At 42.6% G+C, this 16,876-nt stretch carries 16 protein-coding genes and 1 tRNA gene; 5 read left to right on the top strand and 12 right to left on the bottom strand.

All coding sequences use genetic code 11. The features are described from left to right. Positions 1-35: 35 nt before the first annotated feature. The 4 genes from ABDD94_RS03560 to ABDD94_RS03545 all read right to left on the bottom strand — a co-directional run bounded on the left by ABDD94_RS03560 (position 36) and on the right by ABDD94_RS03545 (position 1,980). Entirely contained in the window at positions 36-188 is a 153-nt protein-coding gene (locus tag ABDD94_RS03560; RefSeq protein WP_345949089.1) for a hypothetical protein, read from the bottom strand. Positions 189-220: 32 nt separating this feature from the next. Continuing rightward, positions 221-382 carry a hypothetical protein gene (locus ABDD94_RS03555; RefSeq protein WP_345954716.1) on the bottom strand — a complete coding sequence of 54 codons (162 nt, stop codon included), beginning with the start codon at positions 380-382 and terminating at the stop codon, positions 221-223. Positions 383-401: 19 nt separating this feature from the next. Further along, entirely contained in the window at positions 402-593 is a 192-nt protein-coding gene (locus tag ABDD94_RS03550; RefSeq protein ID WP_345949091.1) for a hypothetical protein, read from the bottom strand. Positions 594-789: 196 nt separating this feature from the next. Further along, positions 790-1,980, bottom strand: a complete 1,191-nt coding sequence (locus ABDD94_RS03545; RefSeq protein ID WP_345954715.1) for an MFS transporter — start codon at positions 1,978-1,980, stop codon at positions 790-792. Positions 1,981-2,454: 474 nt separating this feature from the next. Here ABDD94_RS03545 and ABDD94_RS03540 point away from each other — a divergent pair. Further along, positions 2,455-2,528: transfer RNA gene (locus ABDD94_RS03540), tRNA-Ala, on the top strand. A 182-nt stretch (positions 2,529-2,710) separates the two neighbouring features. Here the strand turns inward: ABDD94_RS03540 and ABDD94_RS03535 are convergent. Both ABDD94_RS03535 and ABDD94_RS03530 read right to left on the bottom strand, forming a co-directional pair. After that, the gene (locus ABDD94_RS03535; protein ID WP_345954714.1) at positions 2,711-3,124 is read right to left on the bottom strand and encodes a hypothetical protein; all 414 of its coding nucleotides are present in this window, start codon (positions 3,122-3,124) and stop codon (positions 2,711-2,713) included. Positions 3,125-3,692: 568 nt separating this feature from the next. Beyond that, entirely contained in the window at positions 3,693-3,992 is a 300-nt protein-coding gene (locus ABDD94_RS03530) for a hypothetical protein (protein ID WP_345954713.1), read from the bottom strand. A gap of 244 nt (positions 3,993-4,236) precedes the next feature. Between ABDD94_RS03530 and ABDD94_RS03525 the strand changes: the two genes are divergently transcribed. Continuing rightward, positions 4,237-5,967: an ATP-binding protein gene (locus tag ABDD94_RS03525; protein ID WP_345954712.1), complete on the top strand. Its 1,731-nt coding sequence runs from the start codon at positions 4,237-4,239 to the stop codon at positions 5,965-5,967. Between the two features lie 120 nt (positions 5,968-6,087). Further along, on the top strand, positions 6,088-6,924 hold the full coding sequence (locus ABDD94_RS03520; RefSeq protein ID WP_345954711.1) for a hypothetical protein: 837 nt from the start codon (positions 6,088-6,090) through the stop codon (positions 6,922-6,924). A gap of 928 nt (positions 6,925-7,852) precedes the next feature. On the opposite strand, the gene ABDD94_RS03515 is transcribed toward ABDD94_RS03520, so the two are convergent. The 6 genes from ABDD94_RS03515 to ABDD94_RS03490 all read right to left on the bottom strand — a co-directional run bounded on the left by ABDD94_RS03515 (position 7,853) and on the right by ABDD94_RS03490 (position 13,471). Next, positions 7,853-8,260 carry a hypothetical protein gene (locus ABDD94_RS03515; RefSeq protein ID WP_345954710.1) on the bottom strand — a complete coding sequence of 136 codons (408 nt, stop codon included), beginning with the start codon at positions 8,258-8,260 and terminating at the stop codon, positions 7,853-7,855. Positions 8,261-8,476: 216 nt separating this feature from the next. After that, complete coding sequence (locus tag ABDD94_RS03510) at positions 8,477-8,866, bottom strand: hypothetical protein (RefSeq protein WP_345949098.1); 390 nt, start codon at positions 8,864-8,866, stop codon at positions 8,477-8,479. A gap of 42 nt (positions 8,867-8,908) precedes the next feature. Next, the gene (locus tag ABDD94_RS03505; protein ID WP_345954709.1) at positions 8,909-10,114 is read right to left on the bottom strand and encodes a glucuronyl hydrolase; all 1,206 of its coding nucleotides are present in this window, start codon (positions 10,112-10,114) and stop codon (positions 8,909-8,911) included. 6 nt (positions 10,115-10,120) lie between these two features. Continuing rightward, on the bottom strand, positions 10,121-11,464 hold the full coding sequence (locus tag ABDD94_RS03500) for a BNR repeat-containing protein (RefSeq protein WP_345954708.1): 1,344 nt from the start codon (positions 11,462-11,464) through the stop codon (positions 10,121-10,123). Between the two features lie 101 nt (positions 11,465-11,565). Then, entirely contained in the window at positions 11,566-11,925 is a 360-nt protein-coding gene (locus ABDD94_RS03495; RefSeq protein WP_345949101.1) for a response regulator transcription factor, read from the bottom strand. Next, positions 11,918-13,471 (bottom strand): PAS domain S-box protein, encoded by a 1,554-nt coding sequence (locus tag ABDD94_RS03490; RefSeq protein WP_345954707.1) that lies wholly within the window; start codon positions 13,469-13,471, stop codon positions 11,918-11,920. The genes ABDD94_RS03495 and ABDD94_RS03490 overlap by 8 nt, the downstream gene beginning before the upstream one ends. A 261-nt stretch (positions 13,472-13,732) precedes the next feature. On the opposite strand from ABDD94_RS03490, the gene ABDD94_RS03485 reads away from it, so the two are divergent. Together ABDD94_RS03485 and ABDD94_RS03480 are read left to right on the top strand one after the other, a co-directional pair. Beyond that, a complete protein-coding gene (locus ABDD94_RS03485) occupies positions 13,733-15,907 on the top strand; it encodes a TonB-dependent receptor (protein ID WP_345954706.1) in 2,175 nt (724 codons plus the stop codon). A 64-nt stretch (positions 15,908-15,971) separates the two neighbouring features. Further along, positions 15,972-16,802, top strand: a complete 831-nt coding sequence (locus ABDD94_RS03480) for a hypothetical protein (RefSeq protein ID WP_345954705.1) — start codon at positions 15,972-15,974, stop codon at positions 16,800-16,802. Positions 16,803-16,876 lie beyond the last annotated feature (74 nt).

The following is a 16,876-nucleotide window of genomic DNA, read 5'->3' as shown; positions in this document are numbered from 1 at the left end:
AGAAGTTATATATAGGTAGATGGTAGATGTGCTGATTAAGCTGCTGTAGCAGTATTTACCTGCAACTGATTGCTAACAAACTGATTTTTTAGCTTAGATGCTTTTAAATCAGCCATTAGTAACTTTTTCAATTCATTATCAAATTGACTCATCAATTTGGTGGCTTGTGGTTGAGTATTGTTTTTCATAGGTATATGTAGGTTGTGTGGTAGTATATTGTTTAAGCAGCTAAGCTTTTAGCGTTAATGCTTTGTTCAATACTTTCAAGCAATTGGTTTTTGGCGCTTTTTACAGCTCTTAAATCTTGTAATAACAGGTTTTTTAATTCGGTATCAAAACTTGATACTAATTTGCTTATAGATGGTTTGCTGTAAGTTTTCATTGCTTTGATAGTTTTAAAATTAATTATCAGTCTTCTTTTCTTTGTCTATGTGATCTTTTTCGGTCAGGTTGTCTTTACGCCTTTTGGCCTCTTCATACTGCCTCTGTACCTGTTCTTCATCGCGTGCATCAGATGGTTTCTCAGGATTTTGCGGGTTTTCCCACTCCTGATCTTCGTTACCGTCTGGCTTACTATTATCAACAATTACCATATCAGTGAATTTGATAACTCTTATTCCAATACGGTGCCAAAGTGGGCCAAACTCGCTAAAATAATTTCAATAAGCTGATCATCAATGCCTAAAGTTGCGCCAACCAGCTTTATTAATGCAATAGAAGACACCTTACTCAATAGCGAATATTAGTACAGTGTTGTATAGAATAGTCAGATACTGTATAGAATGGAAACTACCTGTCCTTTTTTAACAAACTTAGCAGGTGCACAATTAGAGCAATTGCAGACAGTGTTATACCAATAGCGCACACGCCGGTCCAATGGTAACTTCCCCACATTTTAGCGGCCAGAAAAGTACCGGCCGACCCGCCGACGAAGTAAGAGACCATGTAAACCGTATTGATACGGTTACGTGCGTTGGCATTAAGCGAAAAAATAATGGCCTGGTTAGAGATGTGTGTAGCCTGTACACCCATATCCATTAGTATTACACCAACAACCAGCCCTGCCAGGCTATGGCTAAATACAGCAAAGAGCACGAACGAAGCTAGCACCAGTATTAAAGTATAAGTAATGAGCCGGTTGGTATCGGCCTTATCACTCAGCCTGCCTATAAAAGAAGCAGCCAATGCACCAAAAGCGCCAATTAAGCCAAATGCGCCAGCCACAGCGCTGCCCTGGTTAAACGGTGGCTCACGCAATAAGAATACTAAGGTTGTCCAAAAAGCGCTAAAGCAGGCAAAACACAAAGCTCCCCTAAACGCGGCAAGCCTGAGCTTAGGCTCCTGCCGGGTGATGGAAACCAACGATTGCATTAAGCTGCTATAGCTGCCTTTATAGTCGGGCTCTACCTCGGGCACTACCAGCGCTATAAGAAGCCACATAACCAGCATCAGGCCGGCGGCGATGTAAAACATAGCCCGCCAGCCAAGGTGTTCGCCCACAAAGCCACTTACCGTACGCGAAAGCAGGATGCCAATTAACAAACCGCTCATAATAAAGCCAATCTTTTTACCACGCTCCTGCGGGTTAGCCAGATGCGCGCCCATAGCGACCAATATTTGTGGTATCACCGAAGTTAAGCCAATAAAAAAGCTGCTTAACGCCAGCACCCATACTTGCTGTGCACTTGCCGCTAATAAAAGCGATGCTACTACAAAGGCAAAGTCAACCAGCATTAAGCGCTTACGCTTAAACATATCTGCCAGAGGAATAATAAACAATAACCCGGTAGCATAACCTATTTGTGTAAACATAGCCAATTGACCGGCCTCGCCATTGCTGATGTGGAACGAAGTCGCAATATCACCTAGTAAAGGTTGGTTATAATAGATGTTGGCTACTACTAAACCGGTAGCCAAAGTCATTACCCAGAGGACAATTGGTGTAAGCTTTTGATGATGAGTTGATGAAACAGCAGACATGTTACAAATTAACGGCAAAATATACCGTTAATAGCTAAAAAACGTGATATCTGGATTGTTTGAGCATTAAGAGAATAAAATTTGTTTAAACAAGTAATCTAGGCAATACTATTTGCTTAATTCAAATCAGCACAAATCAATAATTTAACATTTATTAACATTTAGATGGAAAACATAACAGGTTGACAAAATAATGAGACAAGAAATAAATTATTTGCAATTTTTTTGAAAATAAATTTTGCAGTTAGAAAAGTAAGTGTTACTTTTACACCGTATTCAAAAGATACACACAAAAAAGTCTTCTCATAATTTAGGTTTATAATTGGTTAGTAAAGGCCTCCTGCCCATCAGGAGGCCTTGCTTTTTTACCAACTTTTTGTAAGTTAATTCAGCAGCAGATAAAAAAATCAAAAACTGTATCATACAAATTTGGCATAATGTAACTTTTTATTACTTTTGCCCACCCACACAAACGGGGGATTAGCTCAGCTGGCTAGAGCGCTTGCATGGCATGCAAGAGGTCATCGGTTCGACTCCGATATTCTCCACCCAAATTAAGCTCATATCGAAGCATTTACGAATGTTCGATATGGGCTTTTTTGTTGGAATAGGGTTTGAGAAAAGCATGATTCAGGAGATGGTGTCCGACTTGAGTAGGTAAACAGCCAAACTTAAATGCTCTATTCAGAACATTAACCATCGTTTATAGTTAATAGTCTTCAAGGAATAGTCAGCGAGCTAATTTACAAATCCAAATGGAAGGTACTGCAACCATTAGATAAGAAGGCAACCAGTATGTAGTACTGAATACAGTTTCTAACGATAACTGATTGTTCTTGCCAAATATGGCAAATGGGACAACACATAAAATGGTGGCAACCAATGTAAGTTGCAGTTTGATAAGCGATATTCTGGCCTGCGTCTTAACGAAGGCCAGTGTAGCAAGCCAAAACAGTGCAGCTAGCGGGATAAGTGCTGCCCCTGCAACAAAATTAAAGTATACATCTACCCAAAACCCTGAGCTTCTATAGTAATTAATAGGGTTATACCAAGCAATAAACCAGTTGATTGAGACGGTAATTAGTGGAGCTATTATAAGGGCAGGCAACCAAACTTTCAAGCTGTATATGAATGCTTGCTTCATACTTGAAACGAAGTGTGAGTAGTCGAAACTTCAACAGGGTCGAGATCTATTAAGGCTACACCAATTACAATCAACATGACGGTAACAATCCAGGTCTTACATGACACTCGTCTCTTTACTCTAAAAGCAATAAGCAACGTGAATGCAAAACCGATGGCAGCTCTTAGGTACAAGTGTATAGCGATAAATCCCACCACTACAGCAATCAGGAATATAATGGCTGCAACGCAAAGTGTCTTATGTGCAATCGTGTTTACTTGGTGAAGATTCATGTAAATAGCGTCTAAGGTACAACTTTACTAAAAAGTGCTTAACACTCGTTATAAACCTCCAATATTAAGAAACATATTGTGTTAGAACCAACTTTTAAGTCGTTCATCTTTCTGCTGGCAATCCGTATTAGTTACACTCTCTTGTGCGCCTGCCACCACATCAATCCCGATTGCAATCCGGGCAGCAACATCTTCATGCCGAAATAGGATAATGATCCAATTTATGCCAAAAAGCCACAGAAAGGCTACTATTCCAAACTACCAAAGTGCACCACCTATCCACATGAATGCCCCCATTATAGTGGATACGATTGTAGTACTTTTGAATAAGCTTTTGTGTAAATCTCATAGTTTAGATACCACGTACCATCGTTGTTCATTAAAGTAAATAATCCACTATCTACACTTCGGTAAAGGGATCCTCGCCGATTGGAAGTTGACCCTTTATAGCTAACCGAATGGTATCCAATCACAATATTATCTGCCTTGTCTTCCAGTATTCTTTTTTGAATATACTGCATCAACTGCTGCTGATTGCCAGCGGTGATAACCGCCTTTAAGTGCTTATTATAGCTTATAGAAAAAGGGAAAGACATACTGCAATATAGTACACAGCCACATAACCTACAAGCAGTAAACATTCGTCCACTTCAGTATGTAGATTTTGCCATATGAGAGTGGAGAAGCTACTCAGAGATTAGTGCCTTATTACTCTTAGCTCTATGCGCCGCATAGGGTAAAACGAACTGGCTGTAAATATCAGGTTATTCATAAAACATGGATTTTGCGTAACTTTGCTGCTTGTTTAGTTTTAGATAGATACCTCATACTTAGTAAGAAATGCAGATCAGGCGGGCAGCCCAATACATCAATAACTGGTCGGGTAGTGAAACACTTTTAAATGCACAACTAAAGTTGTTCACGTTAATGCTTGCGGCTAACATCATCAAAGGAGGTTTATACCTTTATGACGCCATCTACCGATTTGGCGGTGATGGAAGCGGCAGGGCAATCCGCCTGATGATTTCCTCTATTGTTATCATCCTTGTACTGCGGCGGTTCCCCAAAATTATTCATTGGGGCATTCACTATGCTGTAATTGCCACCATTGCCCATGTTTATTACCGCGCCTTCAATCAGTCGGTAGGGTTAGATGTGGTTACCCTTCAAGCCATTATTATGGTTATCATTTCGGGCTTTTACGGACTGGGTAAAAAGTGGGGAACTGTATATACGCTAATAGCAGTCGCATCAACGATATCAGTTCATTATATACCTTTCCGCTTTACAGGTTTGCATCCATTGCCCGAGGGTTTGAACGACATTTATATCGCCGTAAACTGGCTGGTTATCCTGTTATCACACGTCTACTTTCATGGTGTGTTGTATGGCAACCTCAGAGCGAGCAAAACACTCAGCTTACAACTGGCAGAGGCAGCCCAGGCTAAAACTAACTTTCTGTCAACCATGTCGCATGAGTTGCGTACACCGCTAAATTCGGTGATTGGCATAGCCGGACTACTTATTAGCGATGAGGCTAACGCTAAGCAAAAGGAACAACTGGACGTATTAAAGTTCTCGGCCGAGGGTTTGTTAACGCTGATTAACGACATACTTGACATTAACAAGCTGGATTCGGGCAAACTGGAACTAGAGTCTACTCCTTTCTCATTGGAGCTACTTTTAAGCGGTATATCCCGTGGAATGGAATTCAAAGCGCATGAGAAGGGACTAAAATTCAAGTTTTCGATTGATAACAGGTTAAAAGGTAAAAGCTTTGAAGGAGATCCTGCCCGTCTCAGTCAGGTACTTTACAATCTTGTAGGCAACGCGGTTAAGTTTACTGAACAAGGCGAGGTAAGCCTAAGTGCAGAGATACTTGATAACAACGACTCTGAATTTGCAATACGGTTCAAGGTACGTGATACCGGAATAGGCATATCAGAGGAACAACAGAAACTGGTGTTTGAGCCTTTTCAGCAAGCTACTGCCAGTACCACGAGGAAGTTTGGCGGTACAGGTTTAGGACTGGCCATTGTTAAACAACTGGTAGAGATGTTTGGCAGCCAAATTAAGCTGGAAAGTAAGCTGGGTAGCGGAACGAGTTTTTACTTTGATTTGCCGTTGCAGCAGGTAGAGCAAGAGCCCATAGATGCAGGATCGATAGCAGAAACATCTACAGAGAAGAGCCTAAGTAATCTACGAATCTTGCTTGCTGAGGATAATATGATGAACATCTACTTTATGAAGCAGTTGTTTAAACGCTGGGATATATCGGCTGATATTGCCGAGAATGGAGCCGAAGTGTTGGAGCTACTGGAAAATAACGACTACGATGTGATATTGATGGATATGCACATGCCTGTAATGGATGGAATGCAGGCTACAGAAAAAATAAGGCAGATGGCTAATAGCACGAAAGCTAATGTGCATATCATTGCCCTTACAGCTTCGGTTTCTGATCAGATACAAAGGCGGGTAATCAGTTGTGGCATGAACGACTATCTGCACAAGCCTTTTCAATTGGAGGAGCTAAGAGAAAAGTTAGAGAACAGACTGCAACCAGCTTAGTAGTTGCCTTCTGTTATGTTATTTAAACCTGTGCCAATACGCTCAGAACCATTATTATACAATCCGATTTATCTGCATAAAAAATGATTCAACTTCAGTATAGATTGTCTATTTTGCAATATGAACCTTATTGCAACTGGCAAGATTGCCGACTTCATTCATACGCATCCTGAATCACGAGTAACCTTACTAACCTGGCTAAAGGAATCCGATTACTGGATGGACCGGATATTTGCCAATCATGATGGACATACACCTGCAGGGTTTGGTAATGGATCGGCCCAGCCAGGCACAGGAGAAATCGTTGTCAATTATCATATAAACTTCTCGGCAAAGGCTGTCTGCATCAATGATATCAAAACGCAAGAGGAAGTCATGCAGGAAATCAAAGCACATCAGGAGAATCACTCAGGCTCTACCTCACACGTCAAAGTGGTTACAGTTACACTTACCCCACCACCACCCTTGGAGGACTACGACCATCTTGATGAGTTTGAGGCAACGGAAGATACCGTAAGCGTTAGTTGGCCAATGCCAGCATACAATTACCGGCAAGATTTAAAACAGGATGACCAGCCTGAATTAAATACTGACGCCACATTTACTCTTAGTACAGAAGCTGAATACCTAACAGCGCTGGCAAGGGCAAATAGTCTCTTTAACAGTCAGCCTCAAGAATGGTCATACCCAGAGTTGTTGTCCTTGCTTCCATCCATAGAACGTTATGAAAAGGAACAATTACATTTTCCGACAATGAGTTTACAAGAAGTGATTATGCAGCGCACGAGTATGTTTGATCTGCCGCAAGACTATCTGTCAATGCTGGTTGGTGGTAAAGACAACCTGGACGATTTACTTAATGGCAAAGTATTACCTATAGACACTATGGAGATACTCTTCAGGACACTCATGTTACGTTTTCCATTAAATGACCAGCGTTTCTTTGCGCAGTCGTAAAAACTTACATTATTGTACAAACTGCGCTACAAACGCTGTTGACTGGCAGACCGCTCAGAACCATACTGGCAATCCCACTTTTGGCTGACTGGCTGTGTTTAAAACCATTTGCACCTTACTCAACTAAATCACTTCTATTATACTGTTGCAATTTCAGGTTAATAGTTTTTAACCGCAATGTACATGAGTATTACGCCTCCTATATAGAAGAAAAAATGTGCGAAGGTCCTAATATTAGGCCCCTTGTCCAACGTTGACTTAAGGAAGCCCCTAATGTTAGGTTCGTTGTATTTCTGGTGAAACCTTACTTGAGTATCCACAATGAAGTTGACTGCGACGTACATCCAATTAAACACAATGAAACTGGACAGCATCATAAGTATTATCTTAGCCCAGGTGCTTGCAAAGGCATCTCCGTATGCTGGTCTGGCGTAATCTACCCATAACTTCATTGGATAAATAGCAGCTACAAAGATTAACGGATATAGCATCAATATCCATGTGTTGGACATTCTCTTGTTTAGGCCGTAATAACAGTAAGTAAAAACAACAACATAAATGAGATAAGCTATAACTTTTAACATGCGGTTATCAAGTAATCATATAATCGGCTGTTCGTTTAGAAGCAGCAGTGAGTTGAAGCATTAACATCTGTACTGCCCAAACAGTTTACAAATAAATAGCGCACTAAATCTGTATGATTATACAATGCATTTGCAGTTAAGCGGTTAACGGTCTTAGCCTGATACAGGTTAGCTTGTGCCACTAAAGTCAGAACCACAGTATTCCCTCTTTTCACTTTGTTGCTTAAGCGAAAAAAGACATGGTGTGGAACTTTAGGGTAGTTCCAACTATCTAGCGCATGTATTTCTCCTACTTACACATTTTCTTCAATTCGTAAAGCCTTTTTTATTTCGGTTACATTCTACTATTGTAACCCCAGGTCACTTTTTGGGTTAAACCAACGCTTAAGCATCAATTTAAGCTTGTTGCCAAACCCATCATTATAATCGGTGGTTAGTATGATTGCATTTTTGCTTGGGAAATAAAGCATTAGCCTTTTAATAATAGACAGTGTATTTGCCACATGCGTCGAAAAGTCCTCATTTTTATCCTGAGCATAGCGTATAGCCTCCAATGTTTCTATCTCGTTTTCCAATTCAAAGCTGAGGTCTAACTTCGTCTGCTTGTTTATCTCAGGATGCTCCAGTTCTAAAAACGCCAATAAATCCACATTAAAGATTTTCAGTAATGAATAGTTATCAAAATTATACGCATGGAATGATGCAATGAATTGCTCCAAATCAAATAAGGAGATATAAATTTGATGAGGCATTTAGCTAAAACAGAAAGTAAAAGGTATAATTGGTATTTTCTGCTATTAACTCAAAACGTTTAACCAACGCAATTATTATAAAATGCCTGGCAAAAATTAAGAGGTAGAGAAGTACTATTAATTACTATTAAAGCAACTTAAAGCTCTGCCGAAAAAAAAGCGGACAATTTGCTAATCATCCGCTTTTTAGTCCGCCGCCTGTGTAAACAAGCTTCGTTACTGATACTGCTTTATATTTTTTATTTGGTCCGGTTCAGTTACCACCAGTTCCGGACGATTTTTGAACATAGTTACTTCGCCGTAAAAACATGCTGGCTTACCTTTCATGGCAGCTGCATTAATTTTTACGCCGGCACCTTTAACGGTCACAGTTAAACGTTGATTTGGGTAGCGACCACCCAGGTTAAGCAACGTAAGCGCCTCACTTACCACCCGGTAATCATATACGGTGTCACAAACGGCTACTTTTTTGCCTACCTGTGCTGCTACGTTAGCTGTAGGTACAACTGCCGACCAATCAACCTGAACTTTAGCAGCATCCGTTTGTGCCGATGCATTGCCAAGTGACAGAGCCACCAATAATGCAGAGAATATTACAATTTTCATGATATGAAGATAAATAAACATTTTTCGGTAGTCCGCAAATTATTACAACGTTTTATACCGTTCTAGTGCCTCCATAAAATAGTAGTCGGCATAGGTTAGGGGTACATCCACTTCGGTACCCTGGGGGATGTGCCCAACGCTGTGCTGCAGAATAAAGCCGCCGTTACTGCCCAGGGCTGCCTTGTATGGCGCTGCCGACAAGCTTTTGAGCATCGTTTGCGCACTGCCGAAGTAGCGCTGTGCCATGGCTTTATCCGTATAAGTGCATAGCTCCAGCAGGGCCGATGCCATCACCGCTCCTGCCGAGGCATCCCTCAAGGCCCTGGGAATGTCAGGCGCATTGAAATCCCAGTACGGTATCTTGTCTTTTGGCAGGTTGGGGTGGCCCAGGATAAACTGCGCAATGTGATTGGCCTGCACCAGGTACTTCTTATCGCGGGTATGGCGGTACATTACCGTATAACCATACAAGCCCCAGGCCTGCCCCCGGGCCCAGGCCGACTCATTGGCGTAGCCCTGGGCGGTACGCTTTTGTTGTACGGCGCCTGTCTGGGGGTTATAGTCGATAACATGGTATGAGCTGTAATCAGCTCTGAAGTGGTTTTTTATTGTGGTATTGGCATGGGTTACCGCTATCTTGTAAAAGCTCGAATCACCGGTTACCCGGGTGGCCCAGAACAGCAGTTCCAAATTCATCATGTTATCAATGATCACCAAAAACTCCGGCTTTTTGGAATCCCATGATTTAATGCAGCCCACCTTGGGGTCAAAACGGGTGCACAGGGATTTGGCGCTGTTCAGCAGTATTTGCTTATAGCGGGGCTTGGGGTCAACCTTTAAGGCGTTGCCAAAGCTGCAGTACATCATAAAGCCCAGATCGTGGGTCGATTTGTTATACTGTTCTTTTTCCAGTGGCAAAAGGATACGATTGGCCTCGGCCAGCAGTGCCTTATCATGAGTTTGCCTGTACAGGTAAAAGAGTGTGCCGGGGTAAAAGCCGCTGCACCACCAGCCCGAGCCGCTGGTCTCCAAACTATCGGTTTTGGCATAGTAGGTTTTGGGAAAGCGGTCTGCCTTCAACCGCGCAGCCAGCAACTTGTACTGGGCGCCGCCATCTTTAAACTGCTGGCTTAAGGAACCCAGCAGCGCCTTATCTTTCTTGAAGCCCGTGGCCTTTTGTGCGTACGTTGATGATATGGTCAAAATACCTATCAGGCAGCTCAACCAAAATGTTTTCTTATATAGCATAGATTATTATTGTGTTTTAAGTTTGGGCCTCCATTCCAGCACCTCAACAGGCTGTGGCGCTACGTTGGCATTACCTTCACCATCAACCTGTGTAGTGTTTTGAATAAATAGGTTAAGTACACCACTATTCTTCCATAGCTCGGTATCATAAGTTGGTTCCCAGGAGCCAACCTGTCGGTTGTGCAGGCTTTCAACTTTCCAATTGTCCTTGCTTAAATCCCCGTTCACTGCTATACATATCAGGTTGGCTAGTTCTTCGTCTCTAAAGATAATAGCTGCTGCGGTCTGCCTGCCGTTCTTCCATGCAATAATTTGCGGACGGGAAATGGGTATACGCTTGGTACCACCACCGCTTAAAGAAAATGCTGCTTTACGAAAACCCAGATTTTTAATATTCCATTTCTTTCCATCATGATAAACCAGGTGGTATTGTGGCACTGTCTGGGCGCTGTCGCGCCAGTAGGTAGCAATATAAGGGTGGCCGGCAGCATCAGCCACCATGGAGGTTTGATTTATGAGCTCACTTTTTTGCGGAATATGACAGGCATATTCGGCTGTACCAGCAGTGATGGGTAGTACATATTTTTCTCCGCTGGATTTTTGCCAGGTTACACCGCCATCTTTAGAACACGCATAAGCCATATCATGGTTACTGGATACATCAGGCGTTTCACGCCAAACCCATGAAAGATGTATTGCACCTGCCTGATCTACCGCCATTTGCCAGTATGCGTTGCGCTTGCCTTCGCCGTCAATCAGATTATCTTGCAGGCGCATCCATTTTTGCGTGCCTGTATCATAACTATTCAGTAGCAAATTGCCATTACCCGAACCGCCATCGCGATACAAGAACAGCAAATTGCCATTGGCCAGCTTGTAAAATTCCGGATAACTAATTTTACCTTCTTTTTGGCCGGTCATGCTGACTTTAGGCCCTAACTGCAAAGAGCCAGGGGTTAAGCTTACGGCATAATTTAGAGGATTATTGTGCTGCCCCCAGGCAACATGCAGGTACCCGGCGCCATCAACTATAATACTGATGGATTTATGAGCGTCGCCGGCATCACCAGTAAAAGAGGTTTTGGCTATTTGCCATTGTTGAGTACCAACTTTACGTTTAGCCAGCACCACATACTGGTTCTTATCATAATAGGCTGCATATTGCCACTCTTTGTAAGTTACCAGCGAGTTTTTACGGAATATAACCGTATTAACAGAATTGTTGGCCCAACCATCGGCAGCTATTGTCGAAACAGGGGAATTCTTTTGGGCAAAGCTGTTTGTTTCAATGCCGGTAAGGAAGATTACGCTAACGGCGCAAGCATTTAACCAGGTATAAAGCTTGGTCATGTACTTAGGTTTAAGCGCTAAAGATAGCAATTGCATAGCAACAGCCTCATACTATTATCCTTTATCCTAGCTATTTAAGCATATACGGCCTTAGGCGTTCGCTATTGCAGCATATGCTGCACCCGGTTAACCAACTGGTCAATATCAAATGGTTTGGCAATAAAACTACTGGCGCCCGCCTCTTCTGCTATTTTTTTCCCTTCAGTACTGGCCGATATAACAATAACCGGCAGCCCTTTGGTTTGCGGATTACTTTTTAAGACCCGAAGCACCTGATCACCCGAAAGTACAGGCATCCATAGATCCAGCAGAAGCAGATCGGGTTGTTCTTTTTCAATAAGGCTGTATACGTTGAGGCTATTACGTTCTGGTATTACATCGTAACCGCTGTCCTCGAGCACAAAGGACACCATATCCAGAATACCCTCATCATCATCACATACGAGTATTTTTTTATTCATGGTTATCCTTTTCATTTAATGGAAGTGTAAAACTGAATGTAGAGCCCTTCCCTTTCTCACTCTCTACCCAAAGTGTTCCGCCGTGGTTTTTTATAATTTGATCGCACACATATAACCCTATACCCATACCCGGAAAATGCTGTTGTATTTCGCCTGCACGATAAAAACGCTCAAAAATCCGTTTCTGATCATCGCTGCTTATACCCATGCCATAATCGGTTACCGATACCTTAAGGTAATTGCTCACTAACGATAAGTAAACCTGTACCTCGCGCGCATCAGGCGCATATTTTATAGCATTTGACAAGAGATTATTCATCACCTGTACCAAATGCGATTCATCACCGGTAAAATTGTTGGTCGATCTGCCTCTCACAATAATTCGATGCTCTTTATTAGCGGTCTGCATGCCTTCAACCGTTTCATAAATCATTTTATCAAAGTCAAACGGCTCTTTGTGTAGTTCTATGTTGCCGGTTTGTATGCGCGAAACATCCAGTAGCTCAGCAATTAGTGTGTTAAGCCTTTCTACATAAAGGCCTGTCTTATCAACTATGTTTTTAAATTTTTCATTTGCCCCTTCGGGCATAAAACGAATCATCATTTGCACATAGCCTTTTATAGTAGTAAGCGGCGTTCTTAACTCGTGGCTGGCTATCGATAAAAAGTCGTCTTTCCGACGCTCTATTTCGCGTCGGTCGGTTATATCTTCTATGGCGATAAGTATGCGGTCTTTATACTGCCCCTCTAATTCTACGCGATGAGCATTGAGCAACATTACCTTGCGGCCAATGTGCGGAAAATCATGTTCCACTTCAAAGTTCTCCACAGGGTTATTGGTTGGCAAAATACTTTCCAGCAGTTCCTTTAGTTTAGCGATATTCCATTGCCCGTTGCCCAGCTCATATAAACCTTTCCCCTCAGTTTCGCCAACCGATACTTTAAAGGTTTTTAGGAAATGATAATTTATGCTCAGAACCTTAAAATCAGGGTCTAAAACAATAAGGCTTTCACGTACGGTTTGATAGATACTGGCCAGGTACTCCTCGCTTTCCCTAATTACTTTGGTACGTTCCTCAATCTTCTTCTCCATCACGTCCTGCTGATGAAGCAATTCCAGTTCGGCTTTTTTACGGCGGGTAACATCGTGCTGCACGCCTATAAAATGGGTAACGTTGCCTGTAGCACTTTTTATGGGAGATACGTACAGCTCGTTCCAAAACAGTTCGCCTGTTTTAGTATAATTTCGTATTTCAACCACACAATGTTCACCCTGTTGTATGGCGTGCTTTATTATATCACGCTCTTTTTGGCTACGGTCCTCCCCCTGCAGTAAGCGGCAGTTACGGCCAATAATTTCCTTTCGGCTATAGCCGGTCATCTTCTCAAAAGCGGTATTGCAATAAATTATAGGATTGTCGGGTTGTTGATTATCGGTAATAATCATACCCGAAATGCTGGCATCAAGCGCCTGAGTAAGCAGCTCAAAGTCCCTATGCTGAGTCTCGGGCGAAAAAGAAAATTCTCCGTTAGTTAAGCTATCCAACTTTTAAATCTATTAAGTTATACCATGTGTTTACTACTATTAGCTTTTATAAACTAATTACCAAACACATCAATAAAATAGTATCAGCAGGTTTGGGTAGCTAAAAACACTATCCAATAACTAAAAAGCCTATAAAATGTTTAGTAAAAACAACAATATCATTATTTAAATAATACAAGTAGCACCCATAAGAACCGAACCTGTACAACATACACACCAATTAGGCACCTAATATAAAATGAAGTTCTATTTTTGCTGGTAATGAAGTTCTTTACTACGCTTGCCTTATGCCTTTTGCTCACCGTTACCTGCTATGCTCAAAATGCAATTAAAATATATGTTAAAGACGCAAGCACACAGCAGCCGCTTGCAGGAGTTACAGTAACGCTACTTGGCACAGGAAACGCCACCAGTTCTGATACCTCAGGACTCATTGCTTTAAACAACATACCCAATGGCCGTCAAATCATAAAATTCAGGTATACAGGTTATACTCAACGGCAGGACACGCTTATTTTTCCCCTGTCAACTAACGGCTTTTTGGAAATACTATTGAGTGTTGAAGAGGAAGAACTGGACGAGGTCGTAGTTACGGCCACCCGAAGCAGCCGTACTATTGCCAGTATACCTACCCGTGTGGAAGTTATATCAGGCGAAGAACTGGATGAGAAAGGCAACATGAAGCCCGGCGATATCCGCATGCTGCTGGCCGAGAGTACTGGTATACAAACGCAGCAAACATCGGCCACCAGCGGTAATTCCAGCATCCGCATTCAGGGCCTGGATGGTAAGTATACCCAGATTATTCGCGACGGCTTCCCGCTGTACTCGGGCTTTTCGGGCGGGTTGGGCCTATTACAGGTGGCTCCGCTTGATTTGCAGCAAGTGGAGGTAATTAAAGGTTCTTCATCTACCCTGTACGGCGGCGGCGCTATTGCCGGATTGGTAAACCTGGTATCGAAAAAGCCAACCAGTGAGCGTCAGCTTAATTTGCTGCTGAATGGTACCTCAGCAGCCGGACTGGACGCCAGCTTGTTTTATGCTCAAAAATTCCGCAAGGTGGGCACAACCATATATGCGGCGTATAACCATGGCTCGCCTTATGATCCGTCAGACATTGATTTAACGGCCATTCCGCGTTATAACCGCTACACGCTTAATCCTAAACTGTTTGTTTACCTGAACGACCACACCACACTAACCGCCGGCATAAACGCCACCACCGAGAAACGTATTGGTGGCGATTTACATTATATAAATGGCAATGGAAATGCCCAGCATTTTTATTTTGAAGAAAACAAAACAGGCCGTTATAGTACGCAATTAAGCTTAACGCATCAATTAAATAATACTGAACAGCTCACTTTTAAAAACAGCGTTAGCTATTATGACCGCGCTATTAACCTGCCCGATTACCGCTTTTCGGGTGTACAACTTTCTACCTATAGCGAGGCAAACTACGGCCGCAATGGCGAACATGCCGACTGGGTGGCCGGCTTGAATGTACTGACCGATCATTTCAGTGAAGATGCAGTAAGCACTTTCCCGCTGCGCAATTACAGTCACAACACATTGGGCGCATTTGTGCAAAACACCTGGAATGCCGCACCGGAATTTACTTTAGAAACCGGGCTGCGCGGCGATTACCATAACCGGTATGGGTTCTTTGTACTGCCTCGTCTTTCGGGCTTATGGAAAATTAATCCGCAATGGAGTGCCCGGCTGGGCGGTGGCTTAGGGTATAAAGCACCCAATGTATTTACAGAGGATGCCGAGCGCATACAGTTTAGAAATGTGCTACCCATTGATGTAAACCATACCCGGGCCGAACGCTCCTATGGCACCAACCTGGACGTAAATTATAAAACCGCTTTATTTGATGGGCAGGTAAGTTTGAGCATCAATCAGCTTTTATTTTATACCCGGGTCGATAATCCCATCCTGCTTACCACTCTGGGCAACGGCAACCTGCAATACCTGCAACCCCGGGCCGACTTAAACACCAAGGGGCTAGAAACCAACATTAAGATTACTTACAGCGATTTTAAACTGTTTGTGGGTTATACCCTGGCTGATGTGACACAGCATATAGAAAACACAATTAGCCCTTACCCACTGGTTGCACGCCACCGGCTAAATAACGTACTGATGTATGAGGTTGAAGACAAATGGAAAATTGGTGCCGAGGCCTACTATTTTAGTAAGCAGCAGTTGAACGATGGTACAACCGGCAAAAGCTACTGGACAGCCGGGCTGATGATAGAAAAACTATGGGAGCGCTTCTCTATCTTCGTTAATTTTGAAAACCTGACCGATACCCGCCAAACCCGGTTCGATACCATTTATACCGGCAGTATTACCAACCCAACCTTTAGAGACATCTATGCCCCGCTGGACGGCTTTGTGGTAAATGGAGGAATCAAGGTTCGGTTCTAAGGTAATACGGCTATAAATAATACTGTGATTTTATCTATATTAGAAAGCAACAACCACAACCTGTATGCGCAAATCGCTTATACTCTACCTTGTGTTTGGCTTTATCGCCTGCACAAGAAACGCAAATACAAATCAAACCGGAAAAGACACATCCGTTACTGAAACGGTGGCTATCAAATCAACCACTCAAAAAGAATTGGACAAAGCACCTGTGATTCATGACTACCCGGCTGATACTGTTTATGATGCACGAATAATTATTCCGGGCGGGGTTTTTCATGAAGACGAGGTGGACCCGAAATCAGCCGAATATGCTTGGATGGGCCTCTTTAAAAATGATATCGGCTACTATTTAGCACCAACCCAAGTCAATTTAGCCAGAAGTTTTGACGCAGTTTTGGATGATGAAGGAAAAAAGACGGGATGGACTATTACCCCCAGTGTAAAAGACTCTGCTATTTGCCTGATCTCAGGCGTAAAAAATTTGCAGGCTCAGCCTATCGATTCCATTCCTCTTCCGAAAAAGCAGCTACTCCCCGGCGAGCAAATTGCTTTTAGATATAAAAGCGTATCTTACGTCTTGTCGGCCACTGGTCATAAAACACTAGAAAAGCCCAACGTAGATTCTTACGCGGTTACAGCTTACAAATTAACGCTTGAAGCGATCATTAATGGCGAACGAGTTAAACAGAAACTTGTTTCAATTTCCAGGTTTGATGATACGATGACCAACATTTACTTTGCGGGTGATATAGATGGTGATGATATTCCGGACTTTATCATCGACACTACTAATCACTATAATGTTTCTCAACCTACCCTTTACCTATCCAAACCGGCTACAAAGGGAAACTTATTGAAGGTTATGGGTATGCATGTAAGTGTAGGCTGTTAATTATTCATTACAACACGTTTAACGTAACTGCTTACCACACGTGAGTCAACATGGTATTGTTTAAGAATACGAAT

The organism is Mucilaginibacter sp. PAMB04168 (assembly GCF_039634365.2).
GTDB lineage: Bacteria > Bacteroidota > Bacteroidia > Sphingobacteriales > Sphingobacteriaceae > Mucilaginibacter.
This window is presented reverse-complemented; position numbering and strand designations above follow the sequence as displayed.

Bases quoted from the DNA above. Each gene is read 5' to 3' on its own strand.
- ABDD94_RS03500 (WP_345954708.1), bottom strand. From the start codon at position 11,464: ATGACCAAGCTTTATACCTGGTTAAATGCTTGCGCCGTTAGCGTAATC.
- ABDD94_RS03555 (WP_345954716.1), bottom strand. From the start codon at position 382: ATGAAAACTTACAGCAAACCATCTATAAGCAAATTAGTATCAAGTTTT.
- ABDD94_RS03515 (WP_345954710.1), bottom strand. From the start codon at position 8,260: ATGCCTCATCAAATTTATATCTCCTTATTTGATTTGGAGCAATTCATT.
- ABDD94_RS03545 (WP_345954715.1), bottom strand. From the start codon at position 1,980: ATGTCTGCTGTTTCATCAACTCATCATCAAAAGCTTACACCAATTGTC.
- ABDD94_RS03520 (WP_345954711.1), top strand. From the start codon at position 6,088: ATGAACCTTATTGCAACTGGCAAGATTGCCGACTTCATTCATACGCAT.
- ABDD94_RS03480 (WP_345954705.1), top strand. From the start codon at position 15,972: ATGCGCAAATCGCTTATACTCTACCTTGTGTTTGGCTTTATCGCCTGC.
- ABDD94_RS03530 (WP_345954713.1), bottom strand. From the start codon at position 3,992: ATGTCTTTCCCTTTTTCTATAAGCTATAATAAGCACTTAAAGGCGGTT.
- ABDD94_RS03505 (WP_345954709.1), bottom strand. From the start codon at position 10,114: ATGCTATATAAGAAAACATTTTGGTTGAGCTGCCTGATAGGTATTTTG.
- ABDD94_RS03525 (WP_345954712.1), top strand. From the start codon at position 4,237: ATGCAGATCAGGCGGGCAGCCCAATACATCAATAACTGGTCGGGTAGT.
- ABDD94_RS03495 (WP_345949101.1), bottom strand. From the start codon at position 11,925: ATGAATAAAAAAATACTCGTATGTGATGATGATGAGGGTATTCTGGAT.
- ABDD94_RS03550 (WP_345949091.1), bottom strand. From the start codon at position 593: ATGGTAATTGTTGATAATAGTAAGCCAGACGGTAACGAAGATCAGGAG.
- ABDD94_RS03535 (WP_345954714.1), bottom strand. From the start codon at position 3,124: ATGAAGCAAGCATTCATATACAGCTTGAAAGTTTGGTTGCCTGCCCTT.
- ABDD94_RS03560 (WP_345949089.1), bottom strand. From the start codon at position 188: ATGAAAAACAATACTCAACCACAAGCCACCAAATTGATGAGTCAATTT.
- ABDD94_RS03485 (WP_345954706.1), top strand. From the start codon at position 13,733: ATGAAGTTCTTTACTACGCTTGCCTTATGCCTTTTGCTCACCGTTACC.
- ABDD94_RS03510 (WP_345949098.1), bottom strand. From the start codon at position 8,866: ATGAAAATTGTAATATTCTCTGCATTATTGGTGGCTCTGTCACTTGGC.